Below are 15,925 nucleotides of genomic sequence, written 5' to 3'. Positions count from 1 at the left end.
GACTATCTCCTTGAGGGAGAGTAAAACCGCAAGCGAATGGCGGAAGAAAAATGTGGCTCTTATTAGAAGATAAGATGGAGATATAGTCTGCGCTTATGTGAAAGCATAAGAGGTCTACTCGTGAGAGAAAGACTGCATGAAGGGTTGCGCCTTCGTGTGAACAAGAAAATATATACAACTATAAAAATGTTAACAACCTCTCTAAATAGGGTAATGTGATTTTATCCTAGTGAAAGAGAGGTGGTACGCATGGAATGAATGTCCATTGGGGAATTTGCTAAACGTGTTGGTGTAAATGTTGTAACGCTAAGAAGAATGGACGCAAAGGGCGAGTTAATGCATACCCATGTATCTTCTAGTTGTACGAGAGATTACTCAAAAACAAAACACTGAAATCCGTAACGACTTAACAACATCCGAACAAATCATTTACATCAGTGTTCTAATGAGATTGTGAAAACCAAGCCATCTCGTATTGTCATGGAACATTTACATGTAAAAGGGTTGATGAAAAATAAACATCTGGCGAAGGCTGTAGCTGGGCAAAAATTCTATGAATTCAAACGGCAAATTCACTACAAATGTGAAAAGTATGGAATTGAATTTGTGGAAGCTGACAGATGGTTTCCGTCATCAAAAACTTGTTCTAGTTGTGGACAAATCAAATCCGATTTGAGACTGAAAGACAGACTATTTATCTGCTCTTGTGGATTAAAGCTGGATAGAGATTTGAACGCAAGCATTAACTTAGCAAATTATTCAATCTAAGGGGCTTAACTAGAAACTAAACCTTAGATGTGTACGCAACGATACTGCGGAATTTAAGCCTTTGGAGAGTCATACAAAATGGCAGTAGCTTTTTGCGAAACCAGACTCGGAGAATAAGGAAGACACAAATACGAAAATCGGAAGATATAAGTTGTGTCACAGTAGAGATGTCTACATTTTTTAAGAAATGTATATGTTTTTCGTATCGGGTGCCAAACTGGCTTCTATGTATCGCTAATAAATCACAATGATTATGAAGACTTATTAAATATTTTAGAAAAAACATTTACCGATGTAACAAAGGCCACTGCAGTCCCAGCCTGCAATGAAGTGCAGTGCGGCTGGGCAGCTAGCCATAGTCTAGAAGGTGCACAAGCGTTAGCCAAAGAATTTTTAGCCAAACGTGATGAATGGCATATCGTTTTTGCAGAATAAAATAATTTAAAAACCTTGCGTGCTGAACTGCCCCCAAATGTTAGACACCATCTAACAATTAGGAGACAGTTCGTATAGCAAGGTTTTTCATAGTGTCTATGAGAGTTACTGCCACTTTGCTTTTCCACAGATCATTTTGAGGAAGAGCCATACTTTATTTAAATGACACTTATTGACACATTAGTGTTTTCATTTGTCCTAAAAATGAAATGGAATAACATTGGACGAAGAAGATTCACGATTAATTTTTTGGTAGATGAAATTTTCTAAAAAGTCATGGATTAAATCCTCATATTCAGCCATATTTTCATTAAAGGACTGTGCATGAGCACCGTTATCGAATAGCTTCAGCTTCTTAGGACCAGTTTTTTTATTGTATAAATCCAGTGACATGGAAGCTGGGATAAATGTGTCAGGAATACTATGGATAAAGAGCACTGGCTTATTAATATTTGTCACAGCTTCAGAAGGTGTCACACTTTTAAAGGAATAACCGTCTCTCAAGCGGACAAAGAAATCCGCAAAACGAATTGGAATAATCGATCCGTATTTAAATTCTGTCTTCGCAATTTGTTTCAGCAGCATTGAGAAATCAGAGAACGCACAATCAGAAATATAGAAATCCGCACCATCCTCTACAGTTCCTGCATATAGTAACATTGTTGCGGCTCCCATCGATTCACCATGAATACCAAGAATGGCGTCTTCACCAATCATTGCCTTGATAGTTTTGACTACTGCGTCAAGGTCATTTTTTTCATAATAGCCGTAGCTAGTCGTTTTCCCACCTGTCTCGCCATGTCTACGATGGTCAAAAATAACGGAATTGTAGCCAAGTCTTTCAAAAAGTTGAGCATATTTGACGGAGTTGATTTTATTTTCTGTTACGCCATGGCAAATAATGATGGTATTATTTGTTTCCAATGGCTGAAACATAATGCCGCGGATCGTATAGTCATTAGGAGAGTCAATATTTAATTCACATTTTAAATTTTTATTGTACCAAGCTTCGTCAAAACGTTTAGCCGTGGTTTCACGTTCACGAACAAATTCAGGATCCTTTTGCTTAATGTACATTAATTTATTGGAGAGCGCGAAGCCGAACAGACCAGTTGCTGCTGCGGCAATCGTCGTCGTTATACCAGAAAATAAAAGCATTTTCTTTTTCATTATTAGCACCTCCACGTCCTGTTTCTTTTGTTGTCTAGGCATACAAACGACATCATTCGTATGTATGCGCTTTTCTTATTTGTAATGTTCCCAACTGAGATTGTTTAAAACACGTCAACATTTTACAATATCTTTGGCAAAACTGCGATTATTTCTATTATCGAAAATCGTCAAAATATTTGTTAAAATAGATATATCTGCTAGTAGCATATGCATGCAGTGTTCATTTTTGAACGGTGAAAAGGGGAGAATGTTTATGACGAAAGAGGTAGTAATAGTAAGTGCTGTACGAACAGCTATTGGTTCATTCCAAGGAACTTTAAAGGATGTACCAGCGACAAAATTAGGTAGTATTGTTATTAAAGATGCATTAGCACGTGCTGGTGTAGCAGGCGAACAAGTCGACGAGGTCATTATGGGGAATGTCTTATCGGCTGGACTTGGTCAAAATCCTGCTCGTCAAGCAGCAATTGCAGCAGGCTTACCACATGAAGTATCTGCATTAACGATTAATAAAGTTTGTGGCTCAGGTCTAAAAGCAGTTCACTTAGCGACACAAGCCATTTTAGCTGGTGATGCGGATATTGTCGTTGCAGGTGGCTTTGAAAATATGAGCCAAGCACCGTATGTCTTAAAAAATGCACGAGAAGGCTTCCGCATGGGGGATCAAAAAGTAGTCGATACGATGATTCATGACGGACTATGGTGTGCCTTCAATGACTATCATATGGGCGTTACAGCTGAAAATTTATGTGATGTCTATGAGATTTCTCGAGAGGAGCAAGATGCCTTTGCAGCACGTTCACAACAGCGTGCAGAAGCGGCAATGGCAGCAGGGAAGTTTAGCGATGAAATCGTAGCGGTGGAAATTCCTCAACGTAAGGGCGATCCTATTGTTTTTGATAAAGATGAATTCCCGCGTCAAGGCGTTACAGCGGAATCTCTATCAAAACTACGTCCTGCCTTTAAAAAGGATGGCTCCGTAACAGCAGCAAACGCATCAGGCATTAACGATGGTGCAGCGGCTGTCGTTGTCATGTCGAAAGAAAAAGCGGACGAGTTAGGCATTCGACCAATGGCATTAATTACAGCGAACGCAAGCGCGGGTGTTGACCCAGCTATTATGGGAACTGGCCCAGTAACGGCCGTAAAGAAAGCATTGGCAAAGGCTGATGTGACGTTAGATAATATAGATTTAATTGAAGCAAATGAAGCTTTTGCAGCTCAATCTATCGCTGTAGATCGCGAACTAGGCTTTAATCATGATAAACTAAATGTGAACGGGGGCGCAATTGCCCTTGGCCACCCAATTGGTGCAAGTGGAGCACGTATTTTAGTAACGCTTTTACATGAGATGGAAAAGCGTGATGCAAAAACAGGTCTCGCAACACTATGTATCGGTGGTGGGCAAGGTGTGGCAACAGTTGTCAAGCGCCCTTGAAGTGAATAAGAAGGTGAATTGCAATGGGAAAGAAACGAAAACAGCAACAACGCGTGGATAGTAGCGTAACAGCTAGTCTACCAAAGCAGGAGGCAGTTACATTAGCCGATCAGTTAGGCGGTGACGTGCTTGCCAAATTAAAAGCGGCCAAGCAAGATTTAACAGCGAAAGAGCAGGCCGCAGAAGAAGAGCGCCAAGCAAAGCAAGCCTTTGAGCGCAAACAACGCGAAAAAAACAAATCGTTTGAAGAACTATTAAACGAATACGGCGATAAAGGCTCAAAATTTTAAAGAGAAACAGTGAATCCAAATGCGGGTTCACTGTTTTTTATGTTTTATCGGAAAGATTCCGAGATTTATCGGAACAATTTTATGTTTTATCGGAAAGATTCTAAGATTTATCGGAATGATTTTTGTTTTTATCGGAACAATTAGAAAAAGAAATAATTGTTGCCAAATACTATTTTTAAAAACAGTTTTTCTATTATTTAATTTAAGAATCGTGAAAATTACCAAATAGATCTGTATTACTCACGAGGATAAAAGAGTTGATTTAATATATTCTTCTGTATTGTGAAATAATAAACGTTTTGATTAATAATTTAGTTTGAAACAAACAAAATATAATTATCGATGAAAAAAATTAACTAAAAAATGATTTAATTTAACATTTTAAGTTGACAGAAAATGTTCTGAATAATATGATTATTATGAAATTAACGCTTAATCGAGAGTTTTATATCATTTTTAATAGAAAAGGGGGATTATCATGAAAAGATTTGGAGTCTCGTTGATGATGCTTGTGGTAGTACTTGTTTTGACAGCTTGTAGTAACAATAGCGGGAATAACGCTAGAAGTGACACAAACGAAAATATTGAAGGTGTTCCTGAAGGTGTACAAAACGGTAAAAAAATCGCTGTATTACGTAATCTAGCATCAGACGATCATACGAAACAATTTTTAGATGGTGCACGTAAGGAAGGCGAAGCTTTGGGGTTCAAAGTGGATACGCAGATAGTTGAAAATAATGATGCTAAGTTCCAAGAATTAGTTTCGCAAATTATACAGCAAGATTATGACGGTATTATTATTTCACACGGTAAGGAAGATTATTCATATGACATGATTAAGCCTGCTGTTGATAAAGGGATTAAAGTGACATTATTTGATACTGTCGCTAAAAAGAATGGTCAGAGTTTAGATGGTGTTACTGCTACATTCCAAGATGATTATGAGTTAGCACGTTTATCACTTCAAAAAATTGCGGATTTAAGTAAGGAGCCTGTAAAGGTTATTAAACTATGGTTTGGAGGTTTATCTCCTTTAGATAGACGTCAGGAAATATATAAAGAGTTCGAGGATAAAGGTGAAATTGTTACTTTAGAAACAATTGGACCAACTAATTTCCAAGATATTCAAGGTGACATTGCTGCAAAAGTGAATGCAGTTTTAGCAAAGTATCCAGAAGGTACAGTAGATGCCATTTGGGGCTCATGGGATGAGTTAGCAAAAGGGGCTTATAAATCATTAATAGATAACAATCGTTCAGACATTAAATTGGTTTCAATCGATGTATCAAATCAAGATATTAACTTAATGAAAGAAAATAATAGTCAATGGATTTCGACAGCCGCTGTAGACCCAGCACTAATAGGTCGTATGAATATGCGTTTAATGGCGAAAAAATTAGCGGGTGAAGAAACTCCTGCAGAGTATGATTTAGCTGCAAAGTTAATTAAACAAAGTGATTTAAAAGATAACACAACGATGCTCAATCTAAATGAAATTATTGATGGCTGGGGTGTATCTAATGATTTTGATGAGGAATGGATGAAAACATTACGTGAACACTATTCAAAATAATAGAAAGATGACGTCTTGTTTTCAACTTCTTTCAGCAAATGTCTATTAGCGAAAGCAAAGCGTCAGCTACAGAAGTCTCCCACCTCTATAGGTGGGGAGATGAGGCTGAAAGAAGTTAAAGCCTCCGGCGGATGTCACGGAATCGGAAAGGAGTTCAATAAAGGATGTTAGCCTAAAACCATCGCATCCATGCGATAATGGCTAACTGACCTGCATCACGCAGGCCTAAGCACAAAGCCGATTCAGGACGCAATTATGCCGAGGTATAATTGAATAAGACGTTTTCTTTTACATTAATGTGAAAGGGGTGTTAGTTTTGAAAGCCAAGACGGTGATTGAGATGAAAAAAATTTCAATTGAATTTCCCGGTGTGAAAGCCTTAAGTGATGTCGATTTCCAATTAGAATCAGGCACGATTCACGCTGTCATTGGTGCTAATGGGGCTGGTAAATCGACTCTAATGAAAATTCTTTCAGGAGCCTATCCGCATTATACGGGTGATATTTTTATCAACGGTGAACTAGTTTCTATTACTGATGCGAAAAAATCAAAGGAATTAGGTATAGATATTGTTTATCAAGAAGTAGATACAGCGTTAATACCCTATTTAAGTGTTGCGGAGAACATTATGCTAGATCAACTGATATTCGATAAAAAGTCAATTATCAATTGGCGAAAAATCCGTCAATGTGCAAAGGATGTGTTAGATCGGATTGGTATTGAGTTAAATATTGAAAAAAAGGTGCAGGATATCTCTTTAGCGGACAAACAAATGGTGTTAATAGCACGAGCATTAATTCATGAGAGAAAATTTCTTATATTAGATGAACCTACCGCCCCTTTAAGCCAAGCAGAAACGGAGAAATTGTTTTCTATAGTCCGAGATTTAGTTAAAAATCATCATCTTGGAATTGTCTTTATCTCTCACCGGCTACCAGAGCTATTTGAGATCTGCGAAAAAATCACCATTATGAAAGACGGTAGAATCGTAAAAGAAAGCTTAATTGAAAAGATTACTCAAAATCAAGTTATCGAGCAAATGCTTGGTAAAACTTTCGATTTAGTTCATCACAAAAAATTAAAAGAAAAAGGACAAATAGCTTTACAGGTCAACCATCTTGTCGACGATTCAGGATTAGTTAATGACGTATCTTTTCATGTCAATAAACATGAGATTATTGGTCTTGCTGGTTTGGTAGGAGCTGGGAAAACAGAATTATGCAAAGCGATATTTGGCATGTCTAATATTAAAGCTGGTTCCATTGAATTGTATGGAAAACCTATTAAAAACCTAACTCCCTACCATGCTGTTAAAAACCATTTCGGTTTAATTCCTGAAGAACGCCGGAAAGAAGGGATATTTGTTGAAGAGCCGATATTCAAAAATTTATCGATAGCCAATTTACAGCCATTCACACGTTTAGGTAGTTTTATTAAACAAGAGAAAGAACGAGAGGCTGCTCGATTGATGATTCAAAAAATAGGTGCTAAAACACCGAACGAACATCAAAAGGTGGCGAATCTTTCTGGTGGTAATCAACAGAAAATCGCAATTGGTAAATGGTTAATGACCGATGCAGAAATTCTTCTGTTTGACGAACCTACAAAAGGTGTCGATGTCGGAGCTAAAAGCGATATTTTTAATTTAATTGATGAGCAGGCAAAAGAAGGAAAGAGCGTTATCTATGCGACGAGTGAGTTAAGTGAAATTTTGTTAATTACTGATCGAATCTACGTGATGTACGACGGGAAAATTGTGAAAGAGTTAGTCACTAGCGAAACGACAGAAGATGAAGTTATGTTCTATGCTACTGGAGGCGAAGCGTATGCAAGAGCGTAAAAATAATCAAACGCTATTATTTATAAAGGATTGGGCCATTGTATTAGCTGTTATTTTATTGATTATTGTTTTCACTGTTTCTATCCCTAATTTTATGCAGACAAATAATGTCTTAAATATTTTAAGAAGTATTTCAATCGTTACGATTATAGCAGTTGGATTAACAGTTTCTTTATCTGTTAATGGTTTTGATTTATCGATTGGTTCGACAGCTACATTGGCGAACTCAGTTGTTGTATCTATGTTTGTATGGTTTAACATGCCAACAGGTGTATCCATTTTGGTTGCTATTTTAGCCGTACTTTGTGTAGCACTATTTAATGCGTTTTTAATCGTTAAAGTGAAAATACCCGATTTGTTTGCTACATTAGCAACTATGTTTATTGTTGAAGGTGTTGCGATGACCTATACAGGGGGTGGTTCAATCTCTGTTGGGATGCCTCGTTTAGATGGGACACCAACAGAAGGGAGAATTTCGGATTTCTTCTTATTGTTAAGTAAGACACCTTGGATCATTTTAATCATGTTGGTCATCGTTATGTTAGTACATGTATTTTTAACATATACCAAACATGGACGTTTTTTATACGCTGTTGGCGGCAATGAAGAAGCAGCAAAATTATCAGGAATTTCTGTCAACCGTTATAAAATGTTAGCTTATATTTTTTCAGCAGTTTTAGCCGGGATTGGTGGGTTATTACTCGCGTCTCAAATCGGGTCTGCACAAATTAATGCAGGTGCAGGTTATTTAATGCCAGCTGTTGCCGCAGCTTTTATAGGGCAATCATTTGCTGGTCACGGTAAACCAAATGCCATTGGAACATTATTCGGAGCCGCATTAGTCGGTATTTTAGAAAATGGATTAGTCATGTTATCAGTTCCTTACTATTCCTTAAATATTATTAAAGGACTTGTTTTAGCATTTGCGCTAGCTTCAACGTATTACAGTAGAAAAAAATAGGAGGTTATTGTTATGTATTCCAAATATTTTTTAATGAACGAAGAAGATGTTAAAAGCTATGTACAAGCAAAAATTAAAGGTTTTAGTGGAACACTACATAGTGACGAAATTGGTGATGGAAATTTAAATTATGTATTTCGTGTGAAAAATGAGCAAGGTGACTCTGTCATCGTCAAACAAGCTGGTCCACAAGCTCGTATCTCTGATGATTTCGTGCTATCGACAGATCGGAATCGAATAGAAACAGAAGCTTTAATGATTGAGGGTGAGCTAACACCTTCCCTTGTACCGGAAATTTTATTGTTTGATGAAGTTATGAGTTGTTGCGTAATGGAAGATTTAAAAGATTTTGAGATTATGAGAAAGCAATTGAACGTATTTAAAACGTATGATCATTTCGCCGAGTTAATCTCTACTTTTATGGCGGAAAATCTTATTCGAACAACGGATTTTTTACTAGATCCAAAAAAGAAAAAAGAATTCCAAAAGCGATTCATCAACCCTGAGCTGTGTGAAATTACAGAACATCTAGTTTATACGGAGCCTTATATTGATTTCAAAAAGCAAAATATTTTAACGGTTGGAAATGAAGAGTGGATACATTCGTATGTATACGAGGATACAGACTTACATTTAGAAGTTGCTAAACGGAAAATGCAATTTTTAACAGAGGCGCAAGCGCTTTTACATGGTGATTTGCATACAGGCTCTATTTTTATTAATGAGAAAACATTGAAGGTTATTGATCCAGAATTCGCCTTTTATGGACCTGTAGGTTATGATGTGGGGAATTTAATCGCTAACCTAACATTTGCCTGGACAAGAGGATTAGCTTACGAAGAAGACGAATTTGTTTCGTGGATTGAAGAAACATTACTATCTACTATTCAATTATTCCATAAGAAGGCACGAAATATCTTAGCCACATCAACGGAGCAGTTTGCTGTTTACTCAGCCTTTCTTGACGATTATATGGAACGAATTTGTCGAGATGCATTTGCAATTGCAGGGATTGAAATGAACCGTCGAATAATTGGCTTAGCCAAAGTAGCAGATATTACGACCATTGAACCAATTGACGCTCGTATAACAGCCGAAAGACGTTGTTTAAAGATTGCTAAAGAGTGTGTTTTAAATAAGGAGATCAGCCATATTCAAGGCTATATTAAGCTATTACACAAATATAAGAATGGGGTGTTGATTTAATGGAATTGAATACAATAGAATGGAAAAAAGATACACTCATTCTACTAGATCAAACAAAATTGCCAAATGACATTGTGTATGTAGAAGTCCAAACTGTAGAGAAAGTATGGAATGCTATTCATACAATGATTGTACGAGGGGCTCCGGCCATAGGTGTAACAGCAGCTTACGGGGTATATGTGGCGATTCAGCACTATGAAGGTTCTGTTAGAGCGGCAAAGGAAGAGGTACAAAAGCAAGTACAGTATTTAGCAACGTCTCGTCCTACAGCTGTCAATTTATTCTGGGCTTTAGAAAGAATGGAACAGAAAGCCATACAAATAGAGACGAATGATTTAGAAACATTCCAGGACATTTTATTACAAGAAGCGATAGCTATTCATACTGAAGATATCGATATTAATCGTTCCATAGGTGAACATTTATTGACGCTATTGGAAGATGGTCAAGGGGTACTAACTCATTGTAATGCTGGGGCTCTAGCTACAACAAAATACGGCACAGCAACTTCTCCTTTTTATTTGGCAAAGGAGCGGGGGATGAGTTTTAAAGTATTTGCTGACGAGACAAGACCTCGTTTCCAAGGTGCCATGCTGACATCTTTTGAACTCTTTAATGTTGGTATTGATGTTACGTTGATTACGGATAATATGGCAGCGACGGTGATGGCACAAGGCAAAGTGCAGGGAGTTATCGTTGGTTGTGATCGTGTAGCAGCAAATGGCGATGTTGCTAACAAAATTGGGACACTCGGTGTGGCTATTTTAGCTAAATACTATAATATTCCCTTTTATGTAGCGACACCTACACCAACGATTGACTTACATTGCCCAACTGGTGCAAATATCCCGATTGAAGAGCGGAGTGTAGATGAAGTGTTAAAACCAACAGGACAATATGTCGCGCCAGCTGATGTGAAGGTGTACAATCCTTCTTTTGATGTGACACCTGCTGCACTCATAACAGCGATTGTCACAGAAAAAGGGATTATCGAACACCCGACAGAAGAAAAGGTGCGTGCAATTTTTAACTAATCAAAGATAGGATGACACGCATGACAAATTCTCTTAAACGAAGACAAGATGAAATTAATAAACTAGTGAACCAAAAAAATTACGTAGAAATTTCAGATTTAAGTGAACGATTTCAAGTGTCTGAGATGACGATTCGACGCGATTTAGAAAAGATGGAAAGTGAAGGGTTATTAATTCGTGTGTTGGGTGGCGCAAAGCCTATCCAAAAATCCTTTGGTGAAGATAATTTAAATTTACGCGCATCTGAAAATTTAGAAGCTAAGCAATTAATGGCCCAAGAAGCGGTTACATTAATTCAAGATGGTGACGTAGTTGGTATCGATGCAAGTACTTCGGCAGCAGAAGTCGGAAAATTGATTAAAGGAATCAAGAATATAACAGTTGTTACGAATAATATAAGCGTTGCCCTCGATTTAATATCGAGTGAAGTGACGACGATTTTACTCGGCGGTTATGTACGTCCAAACTCTATTTCAACGATGGGAACGTCTTTGAAGAAATATATGGAATCTATCAATATCGATAAACTGTTCATCTCTGCAAGGGGCTTGACATTACAAGAAGGATTAACCGACTCAACAATTGATGAGGGCGAAGCTAAACAAGCGATGATTCACAAATCTAATGAGGTAATAGCACTTATTGATCAGAGCAAGGTTGGCGTCAAAAAACTATTCCAAGTCATGCCAGCTGATGCTATTTCTACAATTATTGTTGATGAAATTAAACCATTTAACGACGAACAGCAAGAAGTCGTTAATGAGTTTTTGAAAAGTAATTTAGATGTACGCATTGTTCGAAAAAAATAAGCGACACCATATTGTGATAGAGCAATGGTGAAAGGTGGAATTAGATGAGACTTCAAACAGAGCGAGAAAAAGTTGTTCGGCATTGTCAATTAATGATTCGAAATGGATTAACAAAAGGAACTGGTGGAAATATTAGTATCTATGTTCCTTCTGAAAATTGCGTCGCCATAAGTCCGAGTGGTATCCCCTACGATGAGCTAACCGCTGCTGATATCGTATTGATTGATTTAGAGGGACAAATAATTGAGGGGCATCATAAACCTTCTAGTGAATGGGCGATGCATACAATGGTGTATAAAAGGCGCACTGAACTTAAAGCGGTTGTGCATACACATTCTATTTTTGCCAAAACACTTTCTTGTTTGCGTGAGCCCTTACCTGCAGTCTCATATTTGGTTGCAGTAGCAGGTAAAGCAGTTCAATGTGCTGAGTACGCAAGCTTTGGCACACCAGCTCTTGGAGAAAATGCACTTAAAGCAATGGAAGGTTCGAAAGCAGTTTTACTAGCTAATCATGGTTTGTTAGCAGCTGGTGCAAATGTGGAAGAAGCCTTTAATATCGCTGAAGAAATAGAACTATGTGCAGAAGTATATATTCGTGCTAGATCTATTGGTACACCAGTTATTTTAGATGATCAAGAAATGACATATATGTTAGAACGATTCAAAAGTTACGGGAAACCAGTAGAAAATAAATAATCATTTAAACCCCTCCTCGAATTATCAACTTTTCGAGGAGGGATATTTTATTTATCGGAAAGATTTCGAGATTTATCGGAAAGATTCTAAGATTTATCGGAATGATTTATGTTTTTATCGGAACAATTAGTCATAAAGATATAGTGATTTACATTATATACCTGTAATGATAAAATTAATCATCTTAAAAAACAGGAGACGTTGCCAATACATATATCTCTTAATAATAGTTTAGTTACAATCTATGATAGGAGAGAAAAAATGATTGAATTAAGCACTAAAAGATTAAGATTAATCCCATTAAATGCAAAGAATTTAGACTTACTAATTAATGAAGAAAAGACATTGGAAATAGAGTTGTCAGTGAGTAGTAAAGCAGTTTTTCTTGATGAAGAATTAAGACAAGCTTTGAAGTTTAGACTATCGAAAGTATTAGAAGAAGAGGAAAATTATATTTGGTACACAAATTGGTTAATCGTATCGATAGAAAAAAACTGTATCGTTGGTGGCATTATGCTAAAAGGTCTACCGAATGAGCAGGGCGAAGTCGTAATCGGGTATTACACATTTCCTCAATATCAGGGAAAGGGATACATGACGGAAACTGTTAGGGTGATGAAAGATTGGTTACTACGTCAATCTACTGTTAATTATGTGGTTGCTGATACAGATAAAAATAATATTGCCTCGCATAAAGTCTTACAAAAAGCGGGGGCAACATTATATTCAGAATCTGAAGAACTATATTTTTGGAGATTCGTCTGACATCAAATTAAAGACAAGTGAATGTATTATAAAACAGAAATATCAAGAGGTTGTCTTTAATGTCACACATTATATTAAATAATTAGTACATCACAGAAGTGGGCTTCCTGAAGCTCACTTCTGCGACCTTGAAAGAGAGTGTATATTTGTGCAGAGCTAGGAAAAGAAAGAGGCTAATCCCTAAATCATTTTTCAATGACGTAAGGAATATAGCCTGAAATCCTTTACTTATGCTGTGTGAGGTAAACTTTGCCGTTTATTGTTACTTTAGAAGCTGAGATTAAAATTTCTTTATTTGCTTCATAATATGGTTTTAAAATTTTGTCGATAGCAGCCCATTTTTCACTAGATTTTTCAGAGTCACCTTTTTTATCAAGAGCTATTGCTTCTTCATAAAGCTTTTTTAATTGTTTTTTATCTGTTGCTTTGATTTCGAAATCAAAGTTAGATAAGTAATCTTCAAAGCTAAGTGGCTTCGTGTATGGATTAATCATTTCATTGAAGTCATTCCATAGCTTTTCAGATAATTGATCATTTTTCTCCTTATCTGCTTTTTGGGCATCTTTATAAATTGTTTTTAGTTTTGGCATTGCTTCAGCTGGAATATTTAATTCCATATCTGAAATGTATTGTTCGAATGTTACTGGTGGATATAGTGCATCTAAGTAAGGTTGAAGAATCTTCTGGAATTCATCAAATTTTTCTTGTGCTTTTTCTTCTTTACCAGATTTCTGTAGTTTGATCCACTGTTGATAAATATCTTTTAGCTGTTTTTTATCGTTTTCTTTAATAACAATATTTTTATCACTAAAACCATAATCTTCTAGGACCTTTTCGAAGGATTCTGGTACCCAGCTAGCTAAAAAATACGGCTTTATGATTTTATCCATTCCAATAATAATTTTATCTAATTCATCATATTTCTCTCCTTTCTCTAACTTTTTCATTTGATTAAACATTTTTTCTAATTTTGCTAAATCTTCTTTTGTTATTTCTTTAGGTAAGCTTTTCTTATATACATCAAACGTATAGAAGTCTGAATAATCTTCTACTAAGCTACCTTCTACAGAGATTTCCTGACCTTCAACTAACTTCATTTTTGCTATTTGCTCATCTGAAAATTTCTGAATTCCGATATAATAGTTTTTACCGTCTTTTCCTTTGATTGTGATGCTATCTTCGAGAACGCTTTTAATAGTTCCTTTAATTTGTTGCTCAGCTTTAACAGTTATTTCATTTGTTGGTTTTGCTGTTGTTGCCTCAGCTTGATGTGGCGTGAAGACAGCCATTCCTATTGATAGTGCCGATACAATCATCCAAGATTTCTTAGTTGTTTTTTTCATAGTGATTTCTCCTTTTATTTAACTTAACAAAATACCATTATATGCTAAAATGCAGTGTTCGTAGTAATGGTTCTTTCGTACCTTGTATCCCTTTCATCAGGATAGTACTAAGTATAAAGAATAATTATTAATAAAAACTTAGGGGATTTCTTAAGATTTTATGAAAATTAAGGAAGGTAATTTATGACAGTAATAATGAAGAGGAATTGATATGAAAGACCACATATAGAAAATACAAAAACACCTACCGAAGTAAGTGTTTTTGATAATTTTTATCTGTCCTAAACTCAATCCAAGTAAATTTGAATTCCTTTTAATTTCTATACATATATTGTGTGACATTAAATAAGAATACCCTATTTAAAGGGGTACCGTCAGGAAAATGCGGATTTACAACGTTAAGGAGCTTTAAATATTACAAGTCCACCGTTGTTCAATAAGATTAAAAAGAGATTTAGTTATTAGTTCTATTTACAATAACTTCGGTAGTGCTTTGTAATTTTTGTACTTCTATAAAATTTTAGGTTATGGACAAAAACCATGCTTTGACATCAAAGCATGGTAATTATTTAACAAATATCAGGCGTGTTGATTAGGAAAAAATAAGTTTATTATTGAGCGATAAAATGATTTTTTCGTTACCACTTTGCCAATATATTTCCATTTTAACTGATTGTAGCGTAGGGCTACTCGACTCCCGCGGGAAAGCGATAGAGGAACGAAGGCTAAAACCATCACATCCTGTGATAACGCCTTCGTGACCAACATCGTGTTGGCCCGAGACCCTGCACGGAGCGAAGCGGAGGAAGCGGCTCGACGCTCGCCCGCAGGAAAGCGAGTAGCCCGTAGCGGAAATCAGCCTCTTTGGATGTATAAAAATGGTTAATCAACACACCTGAACTAATATAAAACTGCTAAGTTGATTTTAAGCTCATCTATTTATTGAATTCATTAACTGGAAGAAGTATTCAGGTTTGTGAGTCTTATTTAGGTTATACCATGAATGTAATGTATCTGGTGCAAATACATCTAATTTTTTCAGTACTTCCATCGCAAATTCCAGAGGTACTACTCCTGATGCAGTAACTAAATTTGCATCAGATACTACAGGTCCTATCTCATAAAATTTTTCTCCTTTATAATTAGGACACACCATTTTAATATACTCTAAGTTATTACTTGTATGCTTTCTAGAATCTAGGTATCCCATATTCGCGAGACCCTCAGTTGCACCACAAATTGCAGCAACAATAGTGCCAAGCTTTAAAGCTTCGCCAATTCTTTCCATGATAGGTTGATGAATATCTTCCCTCCAAGTAGTCCCTCCAGGTAAAATTAAAAGGTCTTTACTCTCAAGAGTACATTCATCAAAGGAAATATCTGGTTTTATGCTCAGTCCTCCCATTGTAGTAATAATTTCTTCATTAGCTCCCACTGTGACTACTTTTAAAGGTGCTAAATCTTTTTTGAAATATCTTCCTGAGTTTAGTTCAGCAATTAAATACCCATATTCCCAGTCTGACATTGTATTAAATACATAAAGATAAACTTTTTTTGTTTGCATTAAATAACACTCCAATCCCAATTGATAT

The 15,925-nt window shown here is 36.3% G+C and carries 13 protein-coding genes and 3 pseudogenes; 13 read left to right on the top strand and 3 right to left on the bottom strand.

Features of this window, described 5'->3' with window-relative positions:
- Positions 1-258: 258 nt before the first annotated feature.
- The 3 pseudogenes from AMS59_RS24125 to AMS59_RS24120 all read left to right on the top strand — a co-directional run.
- A pseudogene (locus AMS59_RS24125) lies at positions 259-378 on the top strand (MerR family DNA-binding transcriptional regulator); the annotation flags it as partial.
- Between the two features lie 24 nt (positions 379-402).
- Positions 403-768 (top strand): annotated as a pseudogene (locus tag AMS59_RS07570) (RNA-guided endonuclease InsQ/TnpB family protein); the annotation flags it as partial.
- Positions 769-957: 189 nt separating this feature from the next.
- Positions 958-1,203 (top strand): annotated as a pseudogene (locus tag AMS59_RS24120) (S-ribosylhomocysteine lyase); the annotation flags it as partial.
- A 198-nt stretch (positions 1,204-1,401) separates the two neighbouring features.
- Here the strand turns inward: AMS59_RS24120 and AMS59_RS07565 are convergent.
- Positions 1,402-2,373, bottom strand: coding sequence for an alpha/beta hydrolase (locus AMS59_RS07565; RefSeq protein ID WP_053483151.1), 972 nt, complete (start codon positions 2,371-2,373; stop codon positions 1,402-1,404).
- 256 nt (positions 2,374-2,629) lie between these two features.
- On the opposite strand from AMS59_RS07565, the gene AMS59_RS07560 reads away from it, so the two are divergent.
- The 10 genes from AMS59_RS07560 to AMS59_RS07515 all read left to right on the top strand — a co-directional run bounded on the left by AMS59_RS07560 (position 2,630) and on the right by AMS59_RS07515 (position 12,990).
- On the top strand, positions 2,630-3,814 hold the full coding sequence (locus tag AMS59_RS07560) for an acetyl-CoA C-acetyltransferase (RefSeq protein ID WP_053483150.1): 1,185 nt from the start codon (positions 2,630-2,632) through the stop codon (positions 3,812-3,814).
- 23 nt (positions 3,815-3,837) lie between these two features.
- Positions 3,838-4,104 (top strand): YqkE family protein, encoded by a 267-nt coding sequence (locus AMS59_RS07555; RefSeq protein WP_053483149.1) that lies wholly within the window; start codon positions 3,838-3,840, stop codon positions 4,102-4,104.
- A gap of 478 nt (positions 4,105-4,582) precedes the next feature.
- Positions 4,583-5,677, top strand: a complete 1,095-nt coding sequence (locus AMS59_RS07550; RefSeq protein WP_053483148.1) for a sugar ABC transporter substrate-binding protein — start codon at positions 4,583-4,585, stop codon at positions 5,675-5,677.
- Positions 5,678-5,993: 316 nt separating this feature from the next.
- Positions 5,994-7,517 (top strand): sugar ABC transporter ATP-binding protein, encoded by a 1,524-nt coding sequence (locus AMS59_RS07545; RefSeq protein WP_369814313.1) that lies wholly within the window; start codon positions 5,994-5,996, stop codon positions 7,515-7,517.
- The gene (locus tag AMS59_RS07540) at positions 7,504-8,478 is read left to right on the top strand and encodes an ABC transporter permease (RefSeq protein WP_234007706.1); all 975 of its coding nucleotides are present in this window, start codon (positions 7,504-7,506) and stop codon (positions 8,476-8,478) included. Before AMS59_RS07545 ends, AMS59_RS07540 begins: the two co-directional genes overlap by 14 nt.
- Positions 8,479-8,490: 12 nt before the next feature.
- Entirely contained in the window at positions 8,491-9,684 is a 1,194-nt protein-coding gene (gene mtnK, locus AMS59_RS07535) for an S-methyl-5-thioribose kinase (protein WP_082337424.1), read from the top strand.
- Complete coding sequence (mtnA, locus tag AMS59_RS07530) at positions 9,684-10,718, top strand: S-methyl-5-thioribose-1-phosphate isomerase (RefSeq protein ID WP_053483145.1); 1,035 nt, start codon at positions 9,684-9,686, stop codon at positions 10,716-10,718. The genes mtnK and mtnA overlap by 1 nt, the downstream gene beginning before the upstream one ends.
- 20 nt (positions 10,719-10,738) lie before the next feature.
- Positions 10,739-11,527 (top strand): DeoR/GlpR family DNA-binding transcription regulator, encoded by a 789-nt coding sequence (locus AMS59_RS07525; RefSeq protein WP_053483144.1) that lies wholly within the window; start codon positions 10,739-10,741, stop codon positions 11,525-11,527.
- A gap of 44 nt (positions 11,528-11,571) precedes the next feature.
- Complete coding sequence (locus AMS59_RS07520; RefSeq protein ID WP_053483143.1) at positions 11,572-12,225, top strand: L-fuculose-phosphate aldolase; 654 nt, start codon at positions 11,572-11,574, stop codon at positions 12,223-12,225.
- 261 nt (positions 12,226-12,486) lie between these two features.
- Complete coding sequence (locus AMS59_RS07515) at positions 12,487-12,990, top strand: GNAT family N-acetyltransferase (RefSeq protein ID WP_053483142.1); 504 nt, start codon at positions 12,487-12,489, stop codon at positions 12,988-12,990.
- A 224-nt stretch (positions 12,991-13,214) separates the two neighbouring features.
- On the opposite strand, the gene AMS59_RS07510 is transcribed toward AMS59_RS07515, so the two are convergent.
- Together AMS59_RS07510 and AMS59_RS07505 are read right to left on the bottom strand one after the other, a co-directional pair.
- On the bottom strand, positions 13,215-14,333 hold the full coding sequence (locus AMS59_RS07510; protein ID WP_053483141.1) for a hypothetical protein: 1,119 nt from the start codon (positions 14,331-14,333) through the stop codon (positions 13,215-13,217).
- 931 nt (positions 14,334-15,264) lie between these two features.
- A complete protein-coding gene (locus AMS59_RS07505; protein ID WP_053483140.1) occupies positions 15,265-15,897 on the bottom strand; it encodes a type 1 glutamine amidotransferase family protein in 633 nt (210 codons plus the stop codon).
- Positions 15,898-15,925: the final 28 nt, after the last annotated feature.

The organism is Lysinibacillus sp. FJAT-14745, from assembly GCF_001275675.1.
Classification (GTDB): Bacteria; Bacillota; Bacilli; order Bacillales_A; family Planococcaceae; genus Lysinibacillus.
This window is presented reverse-complemented; position numbering and strand designations above follow the sequence as displayed.